Origin of the sequence: Nocardioides sp. YIM 152588, from assembly GCF_040191335.1 — a bacterium.
Lineage (GTDB): Bacteria > Actinomycetota > Actinomycetes > Propionibacteriales > Nocardioidaceae > Nocardioides.
Genome location: NZ_JBEGDJ010000037.1, coordinates 1 through 16,290 on the forward strand (window position 1 = coordinate 1; position 16,290 = coordinate 16,290).

Consider the following 16,290-nt stretch of genomic DNA (forward strand, 5'->3'; position numbering starts at 1 on the left):
AGGGCCCACCGGCGGCCGAGCCGATCGGCGATGACGCCGGCGACCAGGGCGCCGATCATCGCGCCGAGGGTGACCCAGCTGGTGATGATCTCGATGACCAGCGTGCTCGGGCTCCGGCTCCGGCTCCGGCTCCGGCTCGGCCGGGGCGGCCGCGGGGGCACCCGAGCCGATCACGGCGAGCGCGGCGCCGACCTCGACGGTCTCGTCCTCGGCCGCCTTGATCTCCAGCAGCGTTCCGGCCACCGGCGACGGGATCTCGGTGTCGACCTTGTCGGTGGAGACCTCGAGCAGCGGCTCGTCCACGGCGACGTCGTCGCCGACCTGCTTGAGCCAGCGGGTCACGGTGCCCTCGGTGACGGACTCTCCGAGCGCGGGGAGGGTCACCTCGGTGCCCTCGCCACCGCCGGTGGGAGCGGCGGGAGCGGCGGGCGCCTCCTGCTGCGCGGGCGCGGGCTCCTCGGCGGCGGGCTCCTCGGCGGCCGGCTCCTCGGCGGGGGCCTCCTGGGCGGGCGGCTCCTCGGCCGGGGCGTCGCCGCCGGCCGGTGCCTCCTCGGAGTCACCGATGACCGCGAGCACGGCGCCGACCTCGACGGTGTCGTCCTCGTTCGCCTTGATCTCCAGCAGCGTTCCGGCCACCGGCGACGGGATCTCGGTGTCGACCTTGTCGGTGGAGACCTCGAGCAGCGGCTCGTCGACGGCGACGGTGTCGCCGACCTGCTTGAGCCAGCGGGTCACGGTGCCCTCGGTGACGGACTCTCCGAGTGCCGGGAGGGGTACTTCGGTGGCCATGGATTCCTCGTCTTCGCTTCTAACTTCGTGTGGACGGATGGTGCCGTACTTCTGTAACTACTGGGTGACCTGGGTGTGGTCGGTGGCTGACGGGGTCAGCCGTGATTGTGGAGTGGCTTCCCGGCGAGCGCCAGGTGCGCCTCGCCGAGCGCTTCGCTCTGGGTCGGGTGGGCGTGCACCAGTGGCGCGACGTCGTCGGGGTGCGCCTCCCAGCCGTAGATCAGCTGGGCCTCGGCGATCAGCTCGCCGACCCGGTCGCCGACCAGGTGCAGGCCGACGACGGGCCCGTCGGTGACCCGGACCAGCTTCACGAAGCCCTGGGTCTTGAGGATCTGGCTGCGGCCGTTGCCGGCCAGGTCGTAGGTGAGGGTGGTGACGCCGTCGCCGTACCGGTCGCGGGCGGCCGTCTCGGTCAGCCCGACGGAGGCGACCTCGGGGCGGGAGTACGTGATGCGCGGGATCCCGGCCTCGTCGATCGCGGCCGGCGCCAGCCCGGCGATCTCCTCGGCGACGAAGATCCCCTGCGCGAAGCCGCGGTGGGCCAGTTGCAGGCCGGGCGTGATGTCGCCGACCGCCCAGACGCCGGGGAGGTTGGTGCGCAGCCGGTCGTCGACGGTCACGAAGCCGCGGTCCAGCGCCACGCCCTGCTCGTCGAGGCCGAGCCCCGCGGTGCGGGGTCCGCGACCGACCGCGACCAGCAGCAGGTCGGCCCGCAGCTCCTCGCCGCCCTCGAGGGTGACCGTCACGCCGTCGGTGTCGGCCACCGCGGAGGAGACCGGCGACCCGGTCCGCATCCCGATGCCGCGCTTGCGGAAGGCCCGGGCGAGCGCCTTCGAGGATGCTTCGTCCTCGGGCGGCAGCAGGCGGGGGAGCGCCTCGACCACGGTCACCTCGGCGCCGAAGCTGCGCCAGACGCTGGCGAACTCGCAGCCGATCACGCCGCCGCCGAGCACGATCGCCGAGCCCGGCACCTCGTCCAGGCGCAGCGCGTGCTCGGAGGTGATGATCCGCTCGCCGTCGACCTCGATCCCGGGGATCGACCGCGGCTCGGAGCCGGTCGCCAGGACGACGTGGTCGGCGGTGTACGCCGTGCCGTCGACCGTCACCTCGCGGGGGCCGGTGAGCCGACCCCGGCCGGGGACGACCTCGATGCCGCGTCCGGAGATCAGCCCGGTCAGGCCCTTGTGCAGCCGGGAGACCACGCCGTCGGCGTACGCCACGACACCGGCGGCGTCGATGCCGTCCAGGGTGGCGCGGACGCCGAACTGCTCCGACTCGCGCGCCGCGTCGGCGATCTCGGCCGCGTGCAGCAGCGCCTTGGTCGGGATGCAGCCGACGTGCAGGCAGGTGCCGCCGACCTTGGCCTCCTCGACCAGGCGGACGTCCATCCCGAGCTGCGCGGCGCGAAGCGCGCAGGCATAGCCGCCGGACCCCGCACCGAGGATCAGAACGTCGACCACGGCGCCCATCCTTGCACCTCGCCCGAGGAGCCGGGCAACGGCCCGCCCGACGCGGGCAAGTGACCGGCGAGTAGCCGCCGGTCGACGCCTCGGTGCGTTGCCCGTCGCAGGTCAGGGGCCATCGGGCACACTGGGGGTATGGGTTTGTTCGACCGTTTCCGCCGTGGTCAGCGGATGAGTGGTCCCGCGAAGGATGCGGCGCGGACCGGCTCGACGCGCGTCCGCGCCGCCGACCGCACCGATGAGCAGCACCTCCGTGAGTGGCTCGGGGCGCGCCGCGGCGTCGAGGGGTTCGTGGAGCCGCGGACGGCCGTCAGCGAGGTGACCCTGCTGCTCGTCGCCCACGACGGCGAGTGGACGCGGCGCCGGGTCCCCGGCGTGCAGTGGGCCCACGACTTCTGCAACCGCAACCAGGTGCCGTCCTACGACGCGGCGGTGGTCGGCGTCCCGCAGCGGATGCGGGACTACAACTCCCGGCAGCGGGCGCTCAGGAAGCAGCAGGGGCTGTAGCGGCGCCGGCGTCGCCGCCGGCCCGGGCCTTGAGGAACTCGACGAGCGTCGCCACGCCGTAGCCGGTCGCACCGGCCGTCAGGTGGCCGCTGGCCCCGCCCGAGACGAACGTGGGGCCGGCGATGTCCAGGTGCGCCCACGGCACCTCGCGCCGGAACTCCCGCAGGAACGCCGCGGCGAAGAGGCCGCCGCCCCAGCGGATCCAGTCGTGCTGGGCCAGGTCGGCCACGGTGCTCGACTTGATCCGGGAGTCCATGTAGTCGGGGATCGGCATCGGCCAGGCGTCCTCGCCCGCCGTCTTCGCGGCGGCCAGCACCTCGCCGACCACCTCGTCGTCGCCGAGGATGCCGGCCATCTTGTCGCCCAGCGCGATCACCATGTGGCCGGTCAGCGTGGCCATGTCCAGCAGCACGTCGGGCTCCCGCTCGGCCGCCCGGCCGAGGCAGTCGGCCAGCACGAGGCGTCCCTCCGCGTCGGTGTTGGCGATCTCGACCGTGGTGCCGCCGTAGATCGTGACGACGTCGCCGGGACGGTACGACGACCCGGCCACCATGTTCTCGGCGAGCCCGACGATCGCGGTGATCGCCACCGGCAGGCCGAGCCGCGCCGCCGTGAGCGTCGCCTGGACCACGCCGGCCGCGCCCGCCATGTCCTCCTTCATCGTGGTCATGCTGCCCGCGGGCTTGATCGAGAGACCGCCGGAGTCGAAGGTGATCCCCTTGCCGACCAGCGCCACGTGGGCCACGGCGTCGTCCGGGGCGTAGGAGATCTCCACGATCCGCGGCGCCGCGTGGGAGCCCTGGCCGACCGCGAGCGTGCCGCCGCAGTCGAGCTCCTCGAGCCGGTCCTCGGCGAGCACGTCGACGCTGAGCGCGGTGGCGCCCTTGTCGAGGCCCTTGTTGGTGGCCTGCACCGCCGCCTCGATCGCGTCGGCGAAGACCGGCGGCGTCAGGTCGCCCGGCGGGGTGTTGACCCAGTCCCGGGTCGCGGCCACGGCCTCGGCGAGGACCTGCGCCTCCTCGACGGCGGCGGCGACCTCCTTGCGGCGGGCCGCGGGGGAGAGCAGCACGAGCTCCGCCGGTGCGGTCTCCTCGGCCGGGGCGCTCTTGTAGCGGTTGAAGGTGTAGCCGCCGAGCCGGAAGCCCTGGGCGACCGCGGCCGCCAGCTCCGGCGTGTCCGCGGGCAGCGCGAGCGCCACCGAGGCCGCGTTGGTGACCGCGCGCGCCGCCGCGCCGGCCGCGCGGCGTACCGCCGCGGCGTCGGGGTCGGCGCCGAGGCCGACGAGGACGAGCAGCGGCGAGTTGATGGTGCCGCCGGTCGGGATCTGCGTCACCTCCCCGGGCTTGCCCTTCACCCCGAGCGTCGAGAGCAGGCCACGGAGCTTGCGTCCGTAGGCGTCCCCGACGTCCTCCCCGCCGGGGGCCAGCGACGGTCCCGGGACGACGCCCACGACCACCGCCTCGGCGCGGGTCTTGGCGGGGCTGGCAGCGCGGAGGGCGAACGACGTCACCGCCGCAGGATATCCACCGGTCACAGCCGCGCGGGCGGCGCATACGATGCCGCCCATGGATCTGCGTCGCTCTCCGCTGCATGACCGTCACGAGGCCCTCGGGGCCAAGTTCTCCGAGTTCGGCGGGTGGCAGATGCCCCTGGAGTACGCGGGCGTGGTCGCCGAGCACACCGCGGTGCGCACGGCGGTCGGCGTCTTCGACGTCTCGCACCTGGGCAAGATCGTCGTCCTCGGCCCGGGGGCGGCCGAGCTCGTCAACTCGACCCTCAGCAACGACCTCGGCCGGATCGGGCCCGGCCGCGCGCAGTACACGCTGTGCCTGGACGACGAGACCGGCGGCATCGTCGACGACATCTTCAGCTACTACCGCGACGAGGAGCACGTCCTGCTGGTGCCCAACGCCGCGAACAACGCCGAGGTGTACGACCGGCTGGCGGCCGCCGCGCCCGAGGGCGTCTCGGTCACCAACGAGCACACCGACTACGCGGTGATCGCCGTGCAGGGGCCGAAGTCGGAGACCGTGCTGCACGTGGCCGGCCTCCCGGTGGGCCACGACTACCTGACCTTCGTCGAGGCGGACGTCGACGGCGCCGAGGTGATCGTGTGCCGCACGGGCTACACCGGCGAGCACGGCTACGAGCTGATCGCGCCGGCCGCGGTCGCGCCGGCGCTGTGGGACCGGCTGATGGAGGCCGGCGAGAAGTTCGGCATCGTCCCGGCCGGCCTCGGCGCGCGGGACACGCTGCGCACCGAGATGGGCTACCCGCTGCACGGCCAGGACATCGGCCCGGACGTCACGCCCGTCGAGGCGCGGCTCGGCTGGGCGGTCGGCTGGAAGAAGCCCGCGTTCTGGGGCCGCGACGTCGTCGTCGCCGCGCGCGAGGCGGGTGCCGGCCGCAAGCTGGTCGGCCTGGTCTCCACCGGGCGCGCCATCCCGCGCCCCGGCATGGGCGTCTACCTGCACGGCATCCCCGTCGGCAAGGTCACCTCGGGCACGTTCTCCCCGACCCTCAAGAAGGGGATCGCGCTGGCGCTGACCGACGCCGCGGTGCCCGACGACGCCGAGGTGGCGGTCGACGTCCGGGGCCGCCACGAGGCGTTCGAGGTCACCCGGCCCCCGTTCGTCGACCCCTCGGTGCGCGAGGGCTGAGCGTGGCTCCAGGCTGAGGCGCTGGCGCGGCGGTCGGGAGCCGCGGGTCGGACCCGTCGGGCACACTCGGGGCTGTGAACCTCCCCGAGCCTCCGCCCACCTTCGCCCCGCCCACTCCCGCCGAGCGACCCTGGCGCTGGCGCCTGGAGGACCCGGCCGGCGCGTCGGTCACCCTGCCCGGCGCACTCGCGACGGCCTACGACCAGCGGTTCCCGACCCGCGCCGACGCCGAGTCCTGGATCGGTGAGACCTGGTCCGAGATGTCCTCGGCGGGGGTCGCGCAGGTGACGCTGTTCGAGGGCGAGCGCGAGGTCTACGGACCGATGTCGCTCTCCGCGTGACGTCCGGTACGACGGGTCCCGGCACGGCACCCCGGCCGTTCCGCCAGGTCGACGTCTTCTCCGACGAGGCCCTCGGCGGCAACCCGGTCGCGGTGGTCCATGACGCGGCGGGCCTGGGTGACGACCAGATGCAGGCGTTCGCCCGGTGGACGAACCTGTCCGAGACGACCTTCCTGCTGCCGCCGACCACGCCGGGCGCGGACTACCGGCTGCGGATCTTCACCCCGGGCAACGAGCTGCCCTTCGCCGGGCACCCGACGCTCGGCTCCGCCCACGCCTGGCTGGAGGCCGGCGGCCGGCCGGCCGGGGACCACGTGGTGCAGGAGTGCGGGGCCGGGCTGGTGCGGCTGCGCCGCCGCCACGGGCGGCTCGCGTTCGCGGCACCGCCGCTGGTGCGCTCGGGACCCCTGGAGCCGGACCTGCTGGACGGGATCCTGTCCGCCCTCGGCATCGCCCGCGCCGACGTCGTCGACGCGGCCTGGGTGGACAACGGGCCCGGCTGGACCGGGATCCGTCTCGCCTCGGCCGACGCGGTGCTGGCGCTCCGTCCGGACTTCGCCGCGCTGCCCGCCGACGTCGGCGTGGTCGGCCCCTACCCGCCGGGCGCCGAGTGCGCCGTCGAGGTGCGCGCCTTCTGCCAACCGTCGATGGGGCTGGCCGAGGACCCGGTGACCGGGTCGCTCAACGCCTCCCTGGCGCAGTGGCTCGCCGGTTCGGTGCTGCCGTCGTCGTACGTCGCCGCGCAGGGGACCGCGGTGGGGCGCAGCGGTCGGGTCCACGTCGAGACCGCTGAGGACGGCACGATCTGGGTCGGCGGCGCGACGCGCACGACGATCCGGGGCCACCTGGACCTCGGCGGGGGTCGCGCCGACTAGTCTTGGCGCCGTGCAGGCCTACCACGACCTCGTCCGTCGCATCCTCGACGAGGGCGCCGAGAAGGGCGACCGGACCGGCACCGGCACCCTCAGCGTCTTCGGCCACCAGATGCGGTTCGACCTCGCCGACGGCTTCCCGCTGGTGACCACGAAGAAGATCCACACCCGCTCGGTCTTCGGCGAGCTGCTGTGGTTCCTGCGCGGCGACACCAACGTGAAGTGGCTGCAGGACCGCGGCATCTCGATCTGGGACGAGTGGGCCGACGATAACGGCGACCTGGGACCCGTCTACGGCTACCAGTGGCGCTCGTGGCCGACCCCGGACGGCGGCCACGTCGACCAGATCGCCCAGATCGTCGAGCAGATCAGGCGCGACCCCGACAGCCGCCGCCACATCGTCTCGGCGTGGAACGTGGCCGACATCCCGCAGATGGCCCTCGCGCCCTGCCACACCCTCTTCCAGTTCTACGTCGCCGACGGCAGGCTGAGCTGCCAGCTCTACCAGCGCTCGGCCGACGTCTTCCTCGGCGTGCCGTTCAACATCGCCTCCTACGCGCTGCTGACGCACATGGTCGCCCAGGTGACCGGGCTGGCGCCGGGCACGTTCGTGCACACCCTGGGCGACGCCCACCTGTACTCCAACCACCTGGAGCAGGCCCGCCTGCAGCTCACCCGGGAGCCGCGGCCGCTGCCGACGCTGTGGCTGGACCCGTCGGTGACCGCGCTCGACGCCTTCGACCTCGAGCACATCCGGGTGGACGGCTACGACCCGCACCCGGGCATCAAGGCCCCGATCGCGGTCTGAGCCCGAGGTACGAAGAGATGACGACTCCCGCCGGACGGCGGGTCACGATGGTGGCCGCGCTCGCGGAGAACCGGGTGATCGGCGCCGGGGGCAAGATCCCCTGGCACCTGCCCGCGGACTTCACCCACTTCAAGAACACGACGATGGGCCACGTGCTGATCCTCGGCCGCACGACCCACGAGGGGATCGGGCGGCCGCTGCCGGGCCGGCAGACCATCGTGCTCACCCGCGACCCGGACTGGTCGGCGGAGGGGGTGCGGGTCGCGGCCGACGTACCGTCCGCGCTGGTGCTGGCAGACGAGCTGCTCGAGGGCGCCCCGGTCGACAAGCACGTGATGATCGGCGGCGGGGGTCACGTCTACAAGGACGCGATGCCGTACGCCGACGAGCAGATCCTCTCCGAGGTCCCGATGAGTCCGGAGGGCGACGCCCACTACCCGGAGTTCTCCGCGAAGCGGTGGACCGAGGTGCGCCGGGAGCCGCGCGAGGGCTTCACCGTCGTCTGGTGGGAGCGCGTCTTCGCCTGCGGCGGCGACTGAGGCGCGAGTCGGCAGAGACTCACCGCCGACTCGGCGCCGCGGCGGGCCGGGTGGGCGTGACCGGGGGTCTGCAAGGGTGGCCCCATGGAGCTGCGCGTCTTCACCGAACCCCAGCAGGGAGCCACCTACGACGATCTCCTCCGGGTGGCGCTGGCCGCCGAGGAGCTCGGCTTCGGGGCCTTCTTCCGGTCCGACCACTACCTGACGATGGGCGGCGACGGGCTGCCCGGCTCCACCGACGCCTGGACCACGCTGGCGGGCCTGGCGCGGGAGACCACCTCGATCCGCCTCGGCACGATGATGACGTCGGCGACGTTCCGGCACCCCGGCGTGCTGGCGATCCAGGCCGCCCAGGTCGACCAGATGAGCGGCGGCCGGGTCGAGTTCGGCATCGGCGCCGGGTGGTTCACCCAGGAGCACACGGCGTACGGCATCCCGTTCCCCGACACCAAGGAGCGGTTCGAGCGCTACGCCGAGCAGCTGGAGCTGATCACCGGGCTGTGGTCGACCCCGGTGGGGGAGACCTACGACTTCGCCGGGACGCACTACCGGCTCGCGGACTCGCCGGCCCTGCCCAAGCCGGTCCAGCTGGCCGGCCACCGCGGCGGGCCCCCGGTCCTGATCGGCGGCCTGGGGGCGAGGAAGACGCCGGCCCTGGCGGCCCGCTACGCCGACGAGTTCAACCTGCCGTTCGTCGACCTGGAGACGACCGCGACGCAGTTCGGGCGGGTCCGGGCCGCCTGCGAGGGCGTCGAGCGCGACCCCGCCGACCTGACGTGGTCCAACGCGCTGGTCCTGTGCGTCGGCTCGGACGAGGCCGAGATCTCCCGCCGCGCCGCCGCTATCGGCCGCGAGGTCGACGAGCTGCGGCTCAACGGCCTCGCCGGCACGCCCGAGGAGGTCGTGGACAAGATCGGTCGGTACGCCGAGCAGGGCGCGCAGCGGATCTACCTGCAGACCCTCGACCTGACCGACCTCGACCACCTGCGGCTGGTGGCGGCCGAGGTGATGCCGAAGGTCAGCGGCCTGAGGGCCTGAGGCGCGAGCCGGCAGAAACTTTCTGCCGACTCGGCGCGCCGGACCGCGAGCCGGCAGAAACTTTCTGCCGACTCGCGGTCGGTCGCGGGTCGAGCCGGGGCAATACGGGTGGTTTGCGGACCTCCCGCACCCGGTAGCCTGCTCGCATGACTCCTGCACCCTTCGGCACCGTGCTGACCGCCATGGTCACGCCGTTCCACGCGGACGGCTCCGTCGATCTGGACGGGGTGCAGAAGGTGGCCAAGCACCTGGTCGACCACGGCCACGACGGCCTGGTCGTCTCCGGCACCACCGGCGAGTCCGCGACCACCACCAAGGAGGAGGACGGCGAGATCCTCGCCGCGGTCCGGGACGCCGTCGGCGACCGCGCCAAGCTGGTCGCCGGTGTCGGTACCAACGACACCTCCACCTCGATCTGGCTGGCCCAGCAGGCCGCCAAGAACGGTGCCGACGGCGTGCTCCTGGTGACGCCGTACTACAACAAGCCCGGCCAGCGGGGCGTGCTGCACCACTTCCGCCAGGTGGTCGAGGCCGCCGAGCTGCCGGTGATGCTCTACGACATCCCCGGGCGCACCGGCACCCAGCTGCAGATGGAGACCTACGAGGCGATGGTCGGCTGGGAGCCGGTCGTCGCCGTCAAGGACGCCGTCGGCGACCTGGTCCGCGGCCTGCGCATCCAGCAGCTCGGCTACCGGCTCTACTCCGGCGACGACGCGCTCAACCTGGCGTGGCTCGCGCACGGGGCCGACGGCTTCGTCTCGGTGGCGGGCCACGTCCTCGGCGACCGGCTCCGCGCGATGCACGACGCCTTCCCGACCGACCCGGGCCGCGCGCGCCAGATCTTCACCGAGATGCTGCCGGCCATCGACGCCATCATGGGTGCCGCGAACTACGGCGCCACGACCGCGAAGGCCTCGCTGCAGCTGACCGGCGTCCTGGAGAACAGGCACGTGAGGTCCCCGCTCATCGAGCTCGACGACGACGAGCTCGCCGCGCTGCGGACGGGCCTGGCGGCGGGGGGCGTGCTGTGAGCCACCCGCACCCCGAGCTCAGCACCCCGCCGGAGCTGCCCGAGGGCGGCCTGCGGGTGATGCCGCTGGGCGGCCTCGGCGAGGTCGGCCGCAACATGACGGTCTTCGAGTACGACGGCCGGCTGCTCATCGTCGACTGCGGCGTGCTGTTCCCCGACGACCACCAGCCGGGCGTCGACCTGATCCTCCCCGACTTCGGGCCGATCCGGGACCGGCTGGACGACGTCGAGGCGCTCGTCCTCACTCACGGCCACGAGGACCACATCGGCGCGACGCCGTACCTGCTCCGGGAGCGGTCGAACATCCCGCTGGTCGGCTCCGAGCTGACGCTGGCGCTGGTCAACGGCAAGCTCCGCGAGCACCGGATCAAGCAGACGCCGTTCTACACGGTCAAGGAGGGGGAGAAGATCACCTTCGGCCCCTTCGAGCTGGAGTTCGTCGCGGTCAACCACTCGATCCCCGACGCCCTCGCGGTCGCGATCCGCACCGGCGCCGGGCTGGTGCTGCACACCGGCGACTTCAAGATGGACCAGCTGCCGCTGGACGGCCGGATCACCGACCTGCGCGCGTTCGCCCGGCTGGGGGAGGAGGGTGTGGACCTCTTCCTGACCGACTCCACCAACGCCGAGGTGCCCGGCTTCACCACCGCGGAGAAGAAGATCACCCCGGTCCTGGACCAGGTCTTCCGCGAGTCCGAGCAGCGCATCATCGTGGCGTGCTTCGCCTCGCACGTGCACCGCGTCCAGCAGGTGCTCGACTCCGCCGTGGCGCACGGTCGCAAGGTGGCGTACGTCGGCCGCTCGATGGTGCGCAACATGGGCATCGCCCGCGACCTCGGCTACCTCACGGTCCCGCCGGGCGTGATGGTCGAGGCCAAGGAGCTGGCCCAGCTGCCGCCGGAGAAGCAGGTGCTGATCTCCACCGGCTCCCAGGGCGAGCCGCTGAGCGCGCTGGCGCGGATCGCCCAGCGCAACCACAACTTCGTGCACCTCGAGCCCGGCGACACCGTGGTGCTGGCCTCCAGCCTGATCCCCGGCAACGAGAACGCCGTCTACCGCGTGATCAACGGCCTCGCCCGCCACGGCGCCCGGGTGGTGCACAAGGGCAACGCCCTGGTGCACGTCTCCGGCCACGCCAGCGCCGGCGAGCTCCTCTACTGCTACAACATCGTGAAGCCGCGGAACGTGCTGCCCGTGCACGGCGAGACCCGGCACATGCTGGCCAACGGCGCCCTGGCGACGGAGACCGGCGTCGAGAACGTCGTCTACGCCGAGGACGGGGTCGTCGTCGACCTCGTCGACGGCGTCGCCGCGGTCTCCGGCAAGGTCGAGGTCGGCTACGTCTTCGTCGACGGCCAGACCGTCGGCGACGTCGGCGAGGCCGAGCTCAAGGACCGCCGGATCCTCGGTGAGGAGGGCTTCATCTCGGTGATCGTCGTCGTCGACTCGGTCTCCGGGAAGGTCTCCGCCGGCCCCGAAATCCACGCCCGCGGCCACGCGTGGGACGACTCGATGTTCGGCGACATCAAGCAGCCGATCATCGACGCCGTGAACTTCCAGCTCGCCGAGGGCAACACCGACACCTACCAGCTGCAGCAGGTGGTGCGGCGCACCATCGGGCGCTGGGTGAGCGGGGCGCACAAGCGGCGGCCGATGATCATCCCGGTGGTCGTGGAGGCGTGAGGCCGCGCGGGCGGTGGGAATCACCGGTCGACCGGTGATTCCGACGCTTGACAGGCGTTGCAATGCCTGTCAAGCGCATGAATCACCTGTCGACCGGTGATTCATGGGGCCCGTGTGACGACCACAACCCACGCCCCACCACCCCCGCGTGTTGCCCCAGTGACGCAAGTTCCGCGTGATTAGGTTGTCAGCATGGCGACCCGTACGTCTTCCCCAACGGCGTCGCGCAGCCGGACCACGTCGACCAGTCGCTCCTCGAGCGCCCGGAAGGCATCCAGCTCGCGGTCCAAGACCTCCTCCAAGAACGCCCGCTCCCGTGCCAAGAAGGGCACGGCGAAGCGGCCTGCCCCGCGGGCCGTCCGCAACGGCACCGGCCCGGTCGCGGGCTTCTTCTCCGCGCTGGCCCGCGCGCTGGCCGCCGTCTGGCTGGGCATCGCCCACGGCGTCGGCGCGGTGGTGCGGGGGATCGTCGGCGGCGCCAAGGAGATCGAGCCCGAGCAGCGCCGCGACGGCATCGGCCTGCTGCTGGTCGGCCTCTCCCTGATCATCGCCGGCGCCGTCTGGTTCGAGGTGCCCGGCGCGGTCATGAACGCCACCCGGGCGATCGTCTCCGGCAGCGTCGGCAAGATCGGCTGGCTGGTCCCGCTGCTGGTGATGCTCGCCGGCTGGCGCGTCATGCGCGACCCGGTCCACAACGGCCCGGTCGGCCGCCAGGTGATCGGCTGGAGCGCGTTCGCCTTCGGCATCCTCGGCATCGTCCACATCGCCAACGGGATGCCCGAGCCGGTCGACGGCGACACCATGGCGCTGCGCCAGGGCGGCGGCGCGATCGGGTACGTCGTCTCCGCGCTGCTCCTCGACCTGCTCCGCTCCGAGTACGTGGTCGTGCCCCTGCTCGCGCTGCTCGCCTTCTTCGGCGTCCTGGTGATCACCGCGACGCCGCTCTACCGGGTGCCCGACCGCCTGCGGGACCTGTCGAACCACCTCTTCCACCACGAGGCGGACGACACCGCCAGTGCGTCGCGCAGCGACCTCGAGGACACCTTCGAGCGCAGCGGCGACCCGGCGTACGACAGCCCGGTCATCGCCGAGCCGAAGAAGAAGCGTCGTCGCGGCAAGGACGCCAGCCCGGCGGAGGAGTCGATGGAGCTGCGCGAGCCCATCGACTTCGACCTCCTGGACGAGGCCGGCGGCTCCACCCCCGGGATGACGACCGAGGGACTCTCGGCTCTGGAGGGCCGAGCGGTCGGCGCCGCCGGTGCCGCCGCGGCGGCCGCCACCGCCGCGTCGATGAAGGCCGCCGCGACCGAGGAGACCGGCGAGCTCGAGCCGCCGCCGCACGCCGAGCTCCCGCAGCGCGTCGAGCAGCTCGCGCTCTCCGGCGACATCGCCTACTCCCTGCCCAAGGGCGAGATCCTCAAGTCCGGCTCCCCGCACAAGGCCCGCTCCAAGGCCAGCGACGACGTCGTGGCCCGCCTGCAGGGCGTCCTCGAGGAGTTCAACATCGACGCCGAGGTCACCGGCTACACCCGTGGCCCGACGGTCACGCGGTACGAGATCGAGCTGGGCACCGGCGTGAAGGTCGAGAAGATCCTCGGCGTCCAGAAGAACATCTCCTACGCCGTGGCGTCGGAGGACGTGCGGATCCTGAGCCCGATCCCCGGCAAGTCCGCGGTCGGCGTCGAGATCCCGAACTCCGACAAGGAGATCGTCTCCCTCGGCGACGTGCTGCGCTCCAACGCGGCCCGCAACGACCACCACCCGATGGTCTCGGGCCTCGGCAAGGACGTCGAGGGCGGCTTCGTGGTCGCGAACCTGGCGAAGATGCCGCACCTGCTGGTCGCGGGCGCCACCGGCTCCGGAAAGTCGTCGTTCATCAACTCGATGATCACCTCGATCCTGATGCGGTCGACCCCGGACGAGGTCCGGATGATCATGGTCGACCCGAAGCGGGTGGAGCTGAACGCCTACGAGGGCGTCCCGCACCTGATCACGCCGATCATCACGAACCCGAAGAAGGCCGCCGAGGCGCTGGCCTGGGTCGTGCGCGAGATGGACATGCGCTACGACGACCTGGCCAACTTCGGCTTCCGCCACATCAACGACTTCAACAAGGCGGTGCGGGCCGGCAAGGTGGAGCTGCCGCCGGGCAGCGAGCGCGAGCTGGCGCCCTACCCGTACCTGCTGGTGATCGTCGACGAGCTCGCGGACCTGATGATGGTCGCCCCGCGCGACGTCGAGGACTCGGTCGTCCGGATCACCCAGCTCGCCCGTGCCGCCGGCATCCACCTGGTGCTGGCGACGCAGCGGCCCTCGGTCGACGTCGTCACCGGCCTGATCAAGGCGAACGTGCCCTCGCGGCTGGCGTTCGCCACCTCCAGCCTCGCCGACAGCCGGGTCATCCTCGACCAGCCGGGCGCGGAGAAGCTGGTCGGCCAGGGCGACGGCCTGTTCCTGCCGATGGGTGCCTCCAAGCCGATCCGCGTGCAGGGCTCGTGGGTCACCGAGGAGGAGATCCACCAGGTCGTCAAGCACTGCAAGGGGCAGCTGGAGCCGACGTACCGCGAGGACGTCACGGCACCCGCCGGCGGCAACAAGGTCCTCGACGACGACATCGGCGACGACCTGGACCTCGTGGTCCAGGCCGTGGAGCTGGTGGTCTCCACGCAGTTCGGCTCGACCTCGATGCTGCAGCGCAAGCTGCGGGTCGGCTTCGCGAAGGCGGGCCGGCTCATGGACATCATGGAGAGCCGCGGCGTGGTCGGCCCCAGCGAGGGCTCCAAGGCCCGTGACGTGTTGATCAAGCCAGACGAGCTCGACTCCGTGATCGCGACCATCCAGGGGGAGGCATGACCCAGATCACCGACCAGCTGGCCGGCACCGGCGACGGCGACGGCGACGGCGACGCGGAGCGTCCCGACGACACGGTGCAGGCGGAGGAGCGGACGGCGCCGCCGGTCGCCGACGACATCGAGGTACGCCGCCACGTCGCCCTCGCCGCGGCGGTCGGCGGCCTGTCGGCGGCGCTCGCGGCGGCCTTCGCGGTCCGGGCGTTCGGCGGCGGCACCACGCTCGACTGGTGCTCCTTCGGTCTGCTGACCGCCGTCGCGCTCGCCTACCTGGCCTCCCTGCTGGACAGCCGGGCACCGCTGATGGTGGTCGACCAGCACGGTGTGCGCCTGCGCAGCGGCAGCCGCTGGCAGGGCATCGCCTGGCCGGAGATCGACTGTCTGGAGCACCTCCCGCGACGCTTCCTGCGCGACGGGCACCTGCTCGTGGTCGGCTACGACGACCGGCAGCTGGTGGTTCCGCTCACGCTGGCGACGCGGGTCGTCGGCGCCTCCACCGCCACGCTCAGCGACGACCTGGCCGCCCTGGCGGCGGGCCGCGCGGACGTGGTCGAGGTGGTGCCGGGCCTGGCGCACGGCGACCTGGAGGAGTCGGCACCCGCCGAGGACCCGGCCGCCGAGGCGGGACCAGAAGCGGGACCAGAGGCCGGTGGTAGTGCGGTCGACGCGACCGAGGACACCACCCCGGTGACGTTCCACGCGCCGCCCGCGGGCGCGCCCGACGCCCCGGCGGTCGATGCGACGGCCGAGCGCCCCGCGGTCAGCTGGCAGGACGCCACCGGCCTCGGTGGGTCCGGCGTCGACCCCGTCGGCTCCGCTCCTGACGCGGCTCCGCCCGCGCCCGGGCGCCCGACGGTCTACCCGGCCCGCGTCGAGCACACCTCGGCCCACGCGCCGCGCAGCGGCGAGGCGGCGTCGTTCGGCGCCGCCGAGACGATGACGGTGGTGCTCGACGACCTGGCGGTGCGCCCCGCCGACGAGCCGGTGATCGGCCCCCAGCTGGCGGCCGCCCGCGACCGGCTCCGCCTCACCGTCGACCAGCTCTCGGAGCGGACCAGGATCCGCCCGCACGTGATCGAGTCCATCGAGGTCGACGACTTCAGCCCGTGCGGGGGCGACTTCTACGCCCGAGGGCACCTGCGCACGATGGCTCGCGTGCTCGGCATCGACGCCTCCGACCTCGTCGCCACCTACGACGAGCGGTACGCCGACGCGCCGCTCGACCCGCGCCGGGTCTTCGAGTCCGAGCTGGCCACGGGGGTCGGCGGGTCGATCCGCGGCACCCGCGGTGGCCGCAACTGGTCGGTCCTGATCGCCGCGGTGATGGCGGCCGTGCTGGTGTGGTCGCTCGCGCGGCTGCTGATGGACGGTCCGGTCCCGGTCGGCCCGACGCAGGTGCTGCGCCAGACCGGCAGCGGCGGCATCTCGGCCAAGACGCAGCAGGCGGACGCGCTGCCGCTCACGCTGACCGCGGCCGGTGGCGGCGCGCAGCTGGTGGTCCGGGACGGCTCGGGTGACATCGTCTTCCAGGGACCGCTGGCGTTCGGCCAGAGCTCCGAGCTGGACGTCGTGCCGCCGGTCCGGATCTCGAGCAGCGACGGCTCGGTCACCGCGGCCTTCGCCGGCGAGCCAGCCGAGGCGCTGGGGCAGACCGGGCGCGAGGTCACCAAGACGCTGATCGCCCCCTGATCCCCGTCCACGATCGCTCGGC

General features: G+C 72.9%; 14 protein-coding genes and 1 pseudogene. 11 read left to right on the plus strand and 4 right to left on the minus strand.

Annotation, left to right across the window (positions count from 1 at the left end; genetic code table 11):
- The 3 genes and pseudogenes from ABLM29_RS22340 to lpdA all read right to left on the minus strand — a co-directional run.
- Positions 1 to 161, minus strand: a 161-nt coding sequence (locus ABLM29_RS22340) for an MFS transporter (protein ID WP_502889250.1), incomplete at its 3' end; no start/stop codon positions are given.
- Positions 106 to 789, minus strand: a pseudogene (locus tag ABLM29_RS15985) (biotin/lipoyl-containing protein); the annotation flags it as partial. The pseudogene ABLM29_RS15985 and the gene ABLM29_RS22340, both read right to left, overlap by 56 nt.
- 95 nt (positions 790 to 884) lie before the next feature.
- On the minus strand, positions 885 to 2,258 hold the full coding sequence (gene lpdA / locus ABLM29_RS15990) for a dihydrolipoyl dehydrogenase (RefSeq protein ID WP_349715200.1): 1,374 nt from the start codon (positions 2,256 to 2,258) through the stop codon (positions 885 to 887).
- A gap of 165 nt (positions 2,259 to 2,423) precedes the next feature.
- Between lpdA and ABLM29_RS15995 the strand changes: the two genes are divergently transcribed.
- Positions 2,424 to 2,759 carry a hypothetical protein gene (locus ABLM29_RS15995; RefSeq protein WP_136596287.1) on the plus strand — a complete coding sequence of 112 codons (336 nt, stop codon included), beginning with the start codon at positions 2,424 to 2,426 and terminating at the stop codon, positions 2,757 to 2,759.
- Here ABLM29_RS15995 and ABLM29_RS16000 read toward each other — a convergent pair.
- Positions 2,737 to 4,269, minus strand: a complete 1,533-nt coding sequence (locus ABLM29_RS16000; RefSeq protein WP_349715202.1) for a leucyl aminopeptidase — start codon at positions 4,267 to 4,269, stop codon at positions 2,737 to 2,739. The genes ABLM29_RS15995 and ABLM29_RS16000 overlap by 23 nt on opposite strands.
- Positions 4,270 to 4,324: 55 nt before the next feature.
- Between ABLM29_RS16000 and gcvT the strand changes: the two genes are divergently transcribed.
- From gcvT to ABLM29_RS16050, 10 genes are all read left to right on the plus strand, one after another.
- The gene (gene gcvT, locus ABLM29_RS16005; protein ID WP_349715203.1) at positions 4,325 to 5,419 is read left to right on the plus strand and encodes a glycine cleavage system aminomethyltransferase GcvT; all 1,095 of its coding nucleotides are present in this window, start codon (positions 4,325 to 4,327) and stop codon (positions 5,417 to 5,419) included.
- A gap of 74 nt (positions 5,420 to 5,493) precedes the next feature.
- Positions 5,494 to 5,760 (plus strand): hypothetical protein, encoded by a 267-nt coding sequence (locus tag ABLM29_RS16010; RefSeq protein WP_349715204.1) that lies wholly within the window; start codon positions 5,494 to 5,496, stop codon positions 5,758 to 5,760.
- Positions 5,757 to 6,635: a PhzF family phenazine biosynthesis protein gene (locus ABLM29_RS16015; RefSeq protein ID WP_349715206.1), complete on the plus strand. Its 879-nt coding sequence runs from the start codon at positions 5,757 to 5,759 to the stop codon at positions 6,633 to 6,635. The genes ABLM29_RS16010 and ABLM29_RS16015 overlap by 4 nt, the downstream gene beginning before the upstream one ends.
- Before the next feature lie 10 nt (positions 6,636 to 6,645).
- Positions 6,646 to 7,440, plus strand: coding sequence for a thymidylate synthase (locus ABLM29_RS16020; protein ID WP_349715208.1), 795 nt, complete (start codon positions 6,646 to 6,648; stop codon positions 7,438 to 7,440).
- 17 nt (positions 7,441 to 7,457) lie between these two features.
- Positions 7,458 to 7,979: a dihydrofolate reductase gene (locus ABLM29_RS16025; RefSeq protein WP_349715210.1), complete on the plus strand. Its 522-nt coding sequence runs from the start codon at positions 7,458 to 7,460 to the stop codon at positions 7,977 to 7,979.
- Between the two features lie 84 nt (positions 7,980 to 8,063).
- Positions 8,064 to 9,017, plus strand: a complete 954-nt coding sequence (locus ABLM29_RS16030; protein WP_349715211.1) for an LLM class F420-dependent oxidoreductase — start codon at positions 8,064 to 8,066, stop codon at positions 9,015 to 9,017.
- Positions 9,018 to 9,163: 146 nt separating this feature from the next.
- A complete protein-coding gene (dapA, locus tag ABLM29_RS16035; RefSeq protein WP_349715213.1) occupies positions 9,164 to 10,048 on the plus strand; it encodes a 4-hydroxy-tetrahydrodipicolinate synthase in 885 nt (294 codons plus the stop codon).
- On the plus strand, positions 10,045 to 11,730 hold the full coding sequence (locus tag ABLM29_RS16040) for a ribonuclease J (protein ID WP_349715214.1): 1,686 nt from the start codon (positions 10,045 to 10,047) through the stop codon (positions 11,728 to 11,730). The genes dapA and ABLM29_RS16040 overlap by 4 nt, the downstream gene beginning before the upstream one ends.
- A 192-nt stretch (positions 11,731 to 11,922) precedes the next feature.
- Positions 11,923 to 14,583 (plus strand): DNA translocase FtsK, encoded by a 2,661-nt coding sequence (locus ABLM29_RS16045; RefSeq protein ID WP_349715215.1) that lies wholly within the window; start codon positions 11,923 to 11,925, stop codon positions 14,581 to 14,583.
- Positions 14,580 to 16,268, plus strand: coding sequence for a helix-turn-helix domain-containing protein (locus ABLM29_RS16050; RefSeq protein ID WP_349715217.1), 1,689 nt, complete (start codon positions 14,580 to 14,582; stop codon positions 16,266 to 16,268). Before ABLM29_RS16045 ends, ABLM29_RS16050 begins: the two co-directional genes overlap by 4 nt.
- The last annotated feature ends 22 nt before the right edge of the window (positions 16,269 to 16,290 follow it).

Excerpts from the sequence above, each read along its gene's own strand:
- ABLM29_RS15995 (WP_136596287.1), top strand. The coding sequence starts at position 2,424 with ATGAGTGGTCCCGCGAAGGATGCGGCGCGGACCGGCTCGACGCGCGTC.
- gcvT (WP_349715203.1), top strand. The coding sequence starts at position 4,325 with ATGGATCTGCGTCGCTCTCCGCTGCATGACCGTCACGAGGCCCTCGGG.
- lpdA (WP_349715200.1), bottom strand. The coding sequence starts at position 2,258 with ATGGGCGCCGTGGTCGACGTTCTGATCCTCGGTGCGGGGTCCGGCGGC.
- ABLM29_RS16045 (WP_349715215.1), top strand. The coding sequence starts at position 11,923 with ATGGCGACCCGTACGTCTTCCCCAACGGCGTCGCGCAGCCGGACCACG.
- ABLM29_RS16030 (WP_349715211.1), top strand. The coding sequence starts at position 8,064 with ATGGAGCTGCGCGTCTTCACCGAACCCCAGCAGGGAGCCACCTACGAC.
- ABLM29_RS16050 (WP_349715217.1), top strand. The coding sequence starts at position 14,580 with ATGACCCAGATCACCGACCAGCTGGCCGGCACCGGCGACGGCGACGGC.
- ABLM29_RS16025 (WP_349715210.1), top strand. The coding sequence starts at position 7,458 with ATGACGACTCCCGCCGGACGGCGGGTCACGATGGTGGCCGCGCTCGCG.
- dapA (WP_349715213.1), top strand. The coding sequence starts at position 9,164 with ATGACTCCTGCACCCTTCGGCACCGTGCTGACCGCCATGGTCACGCCG.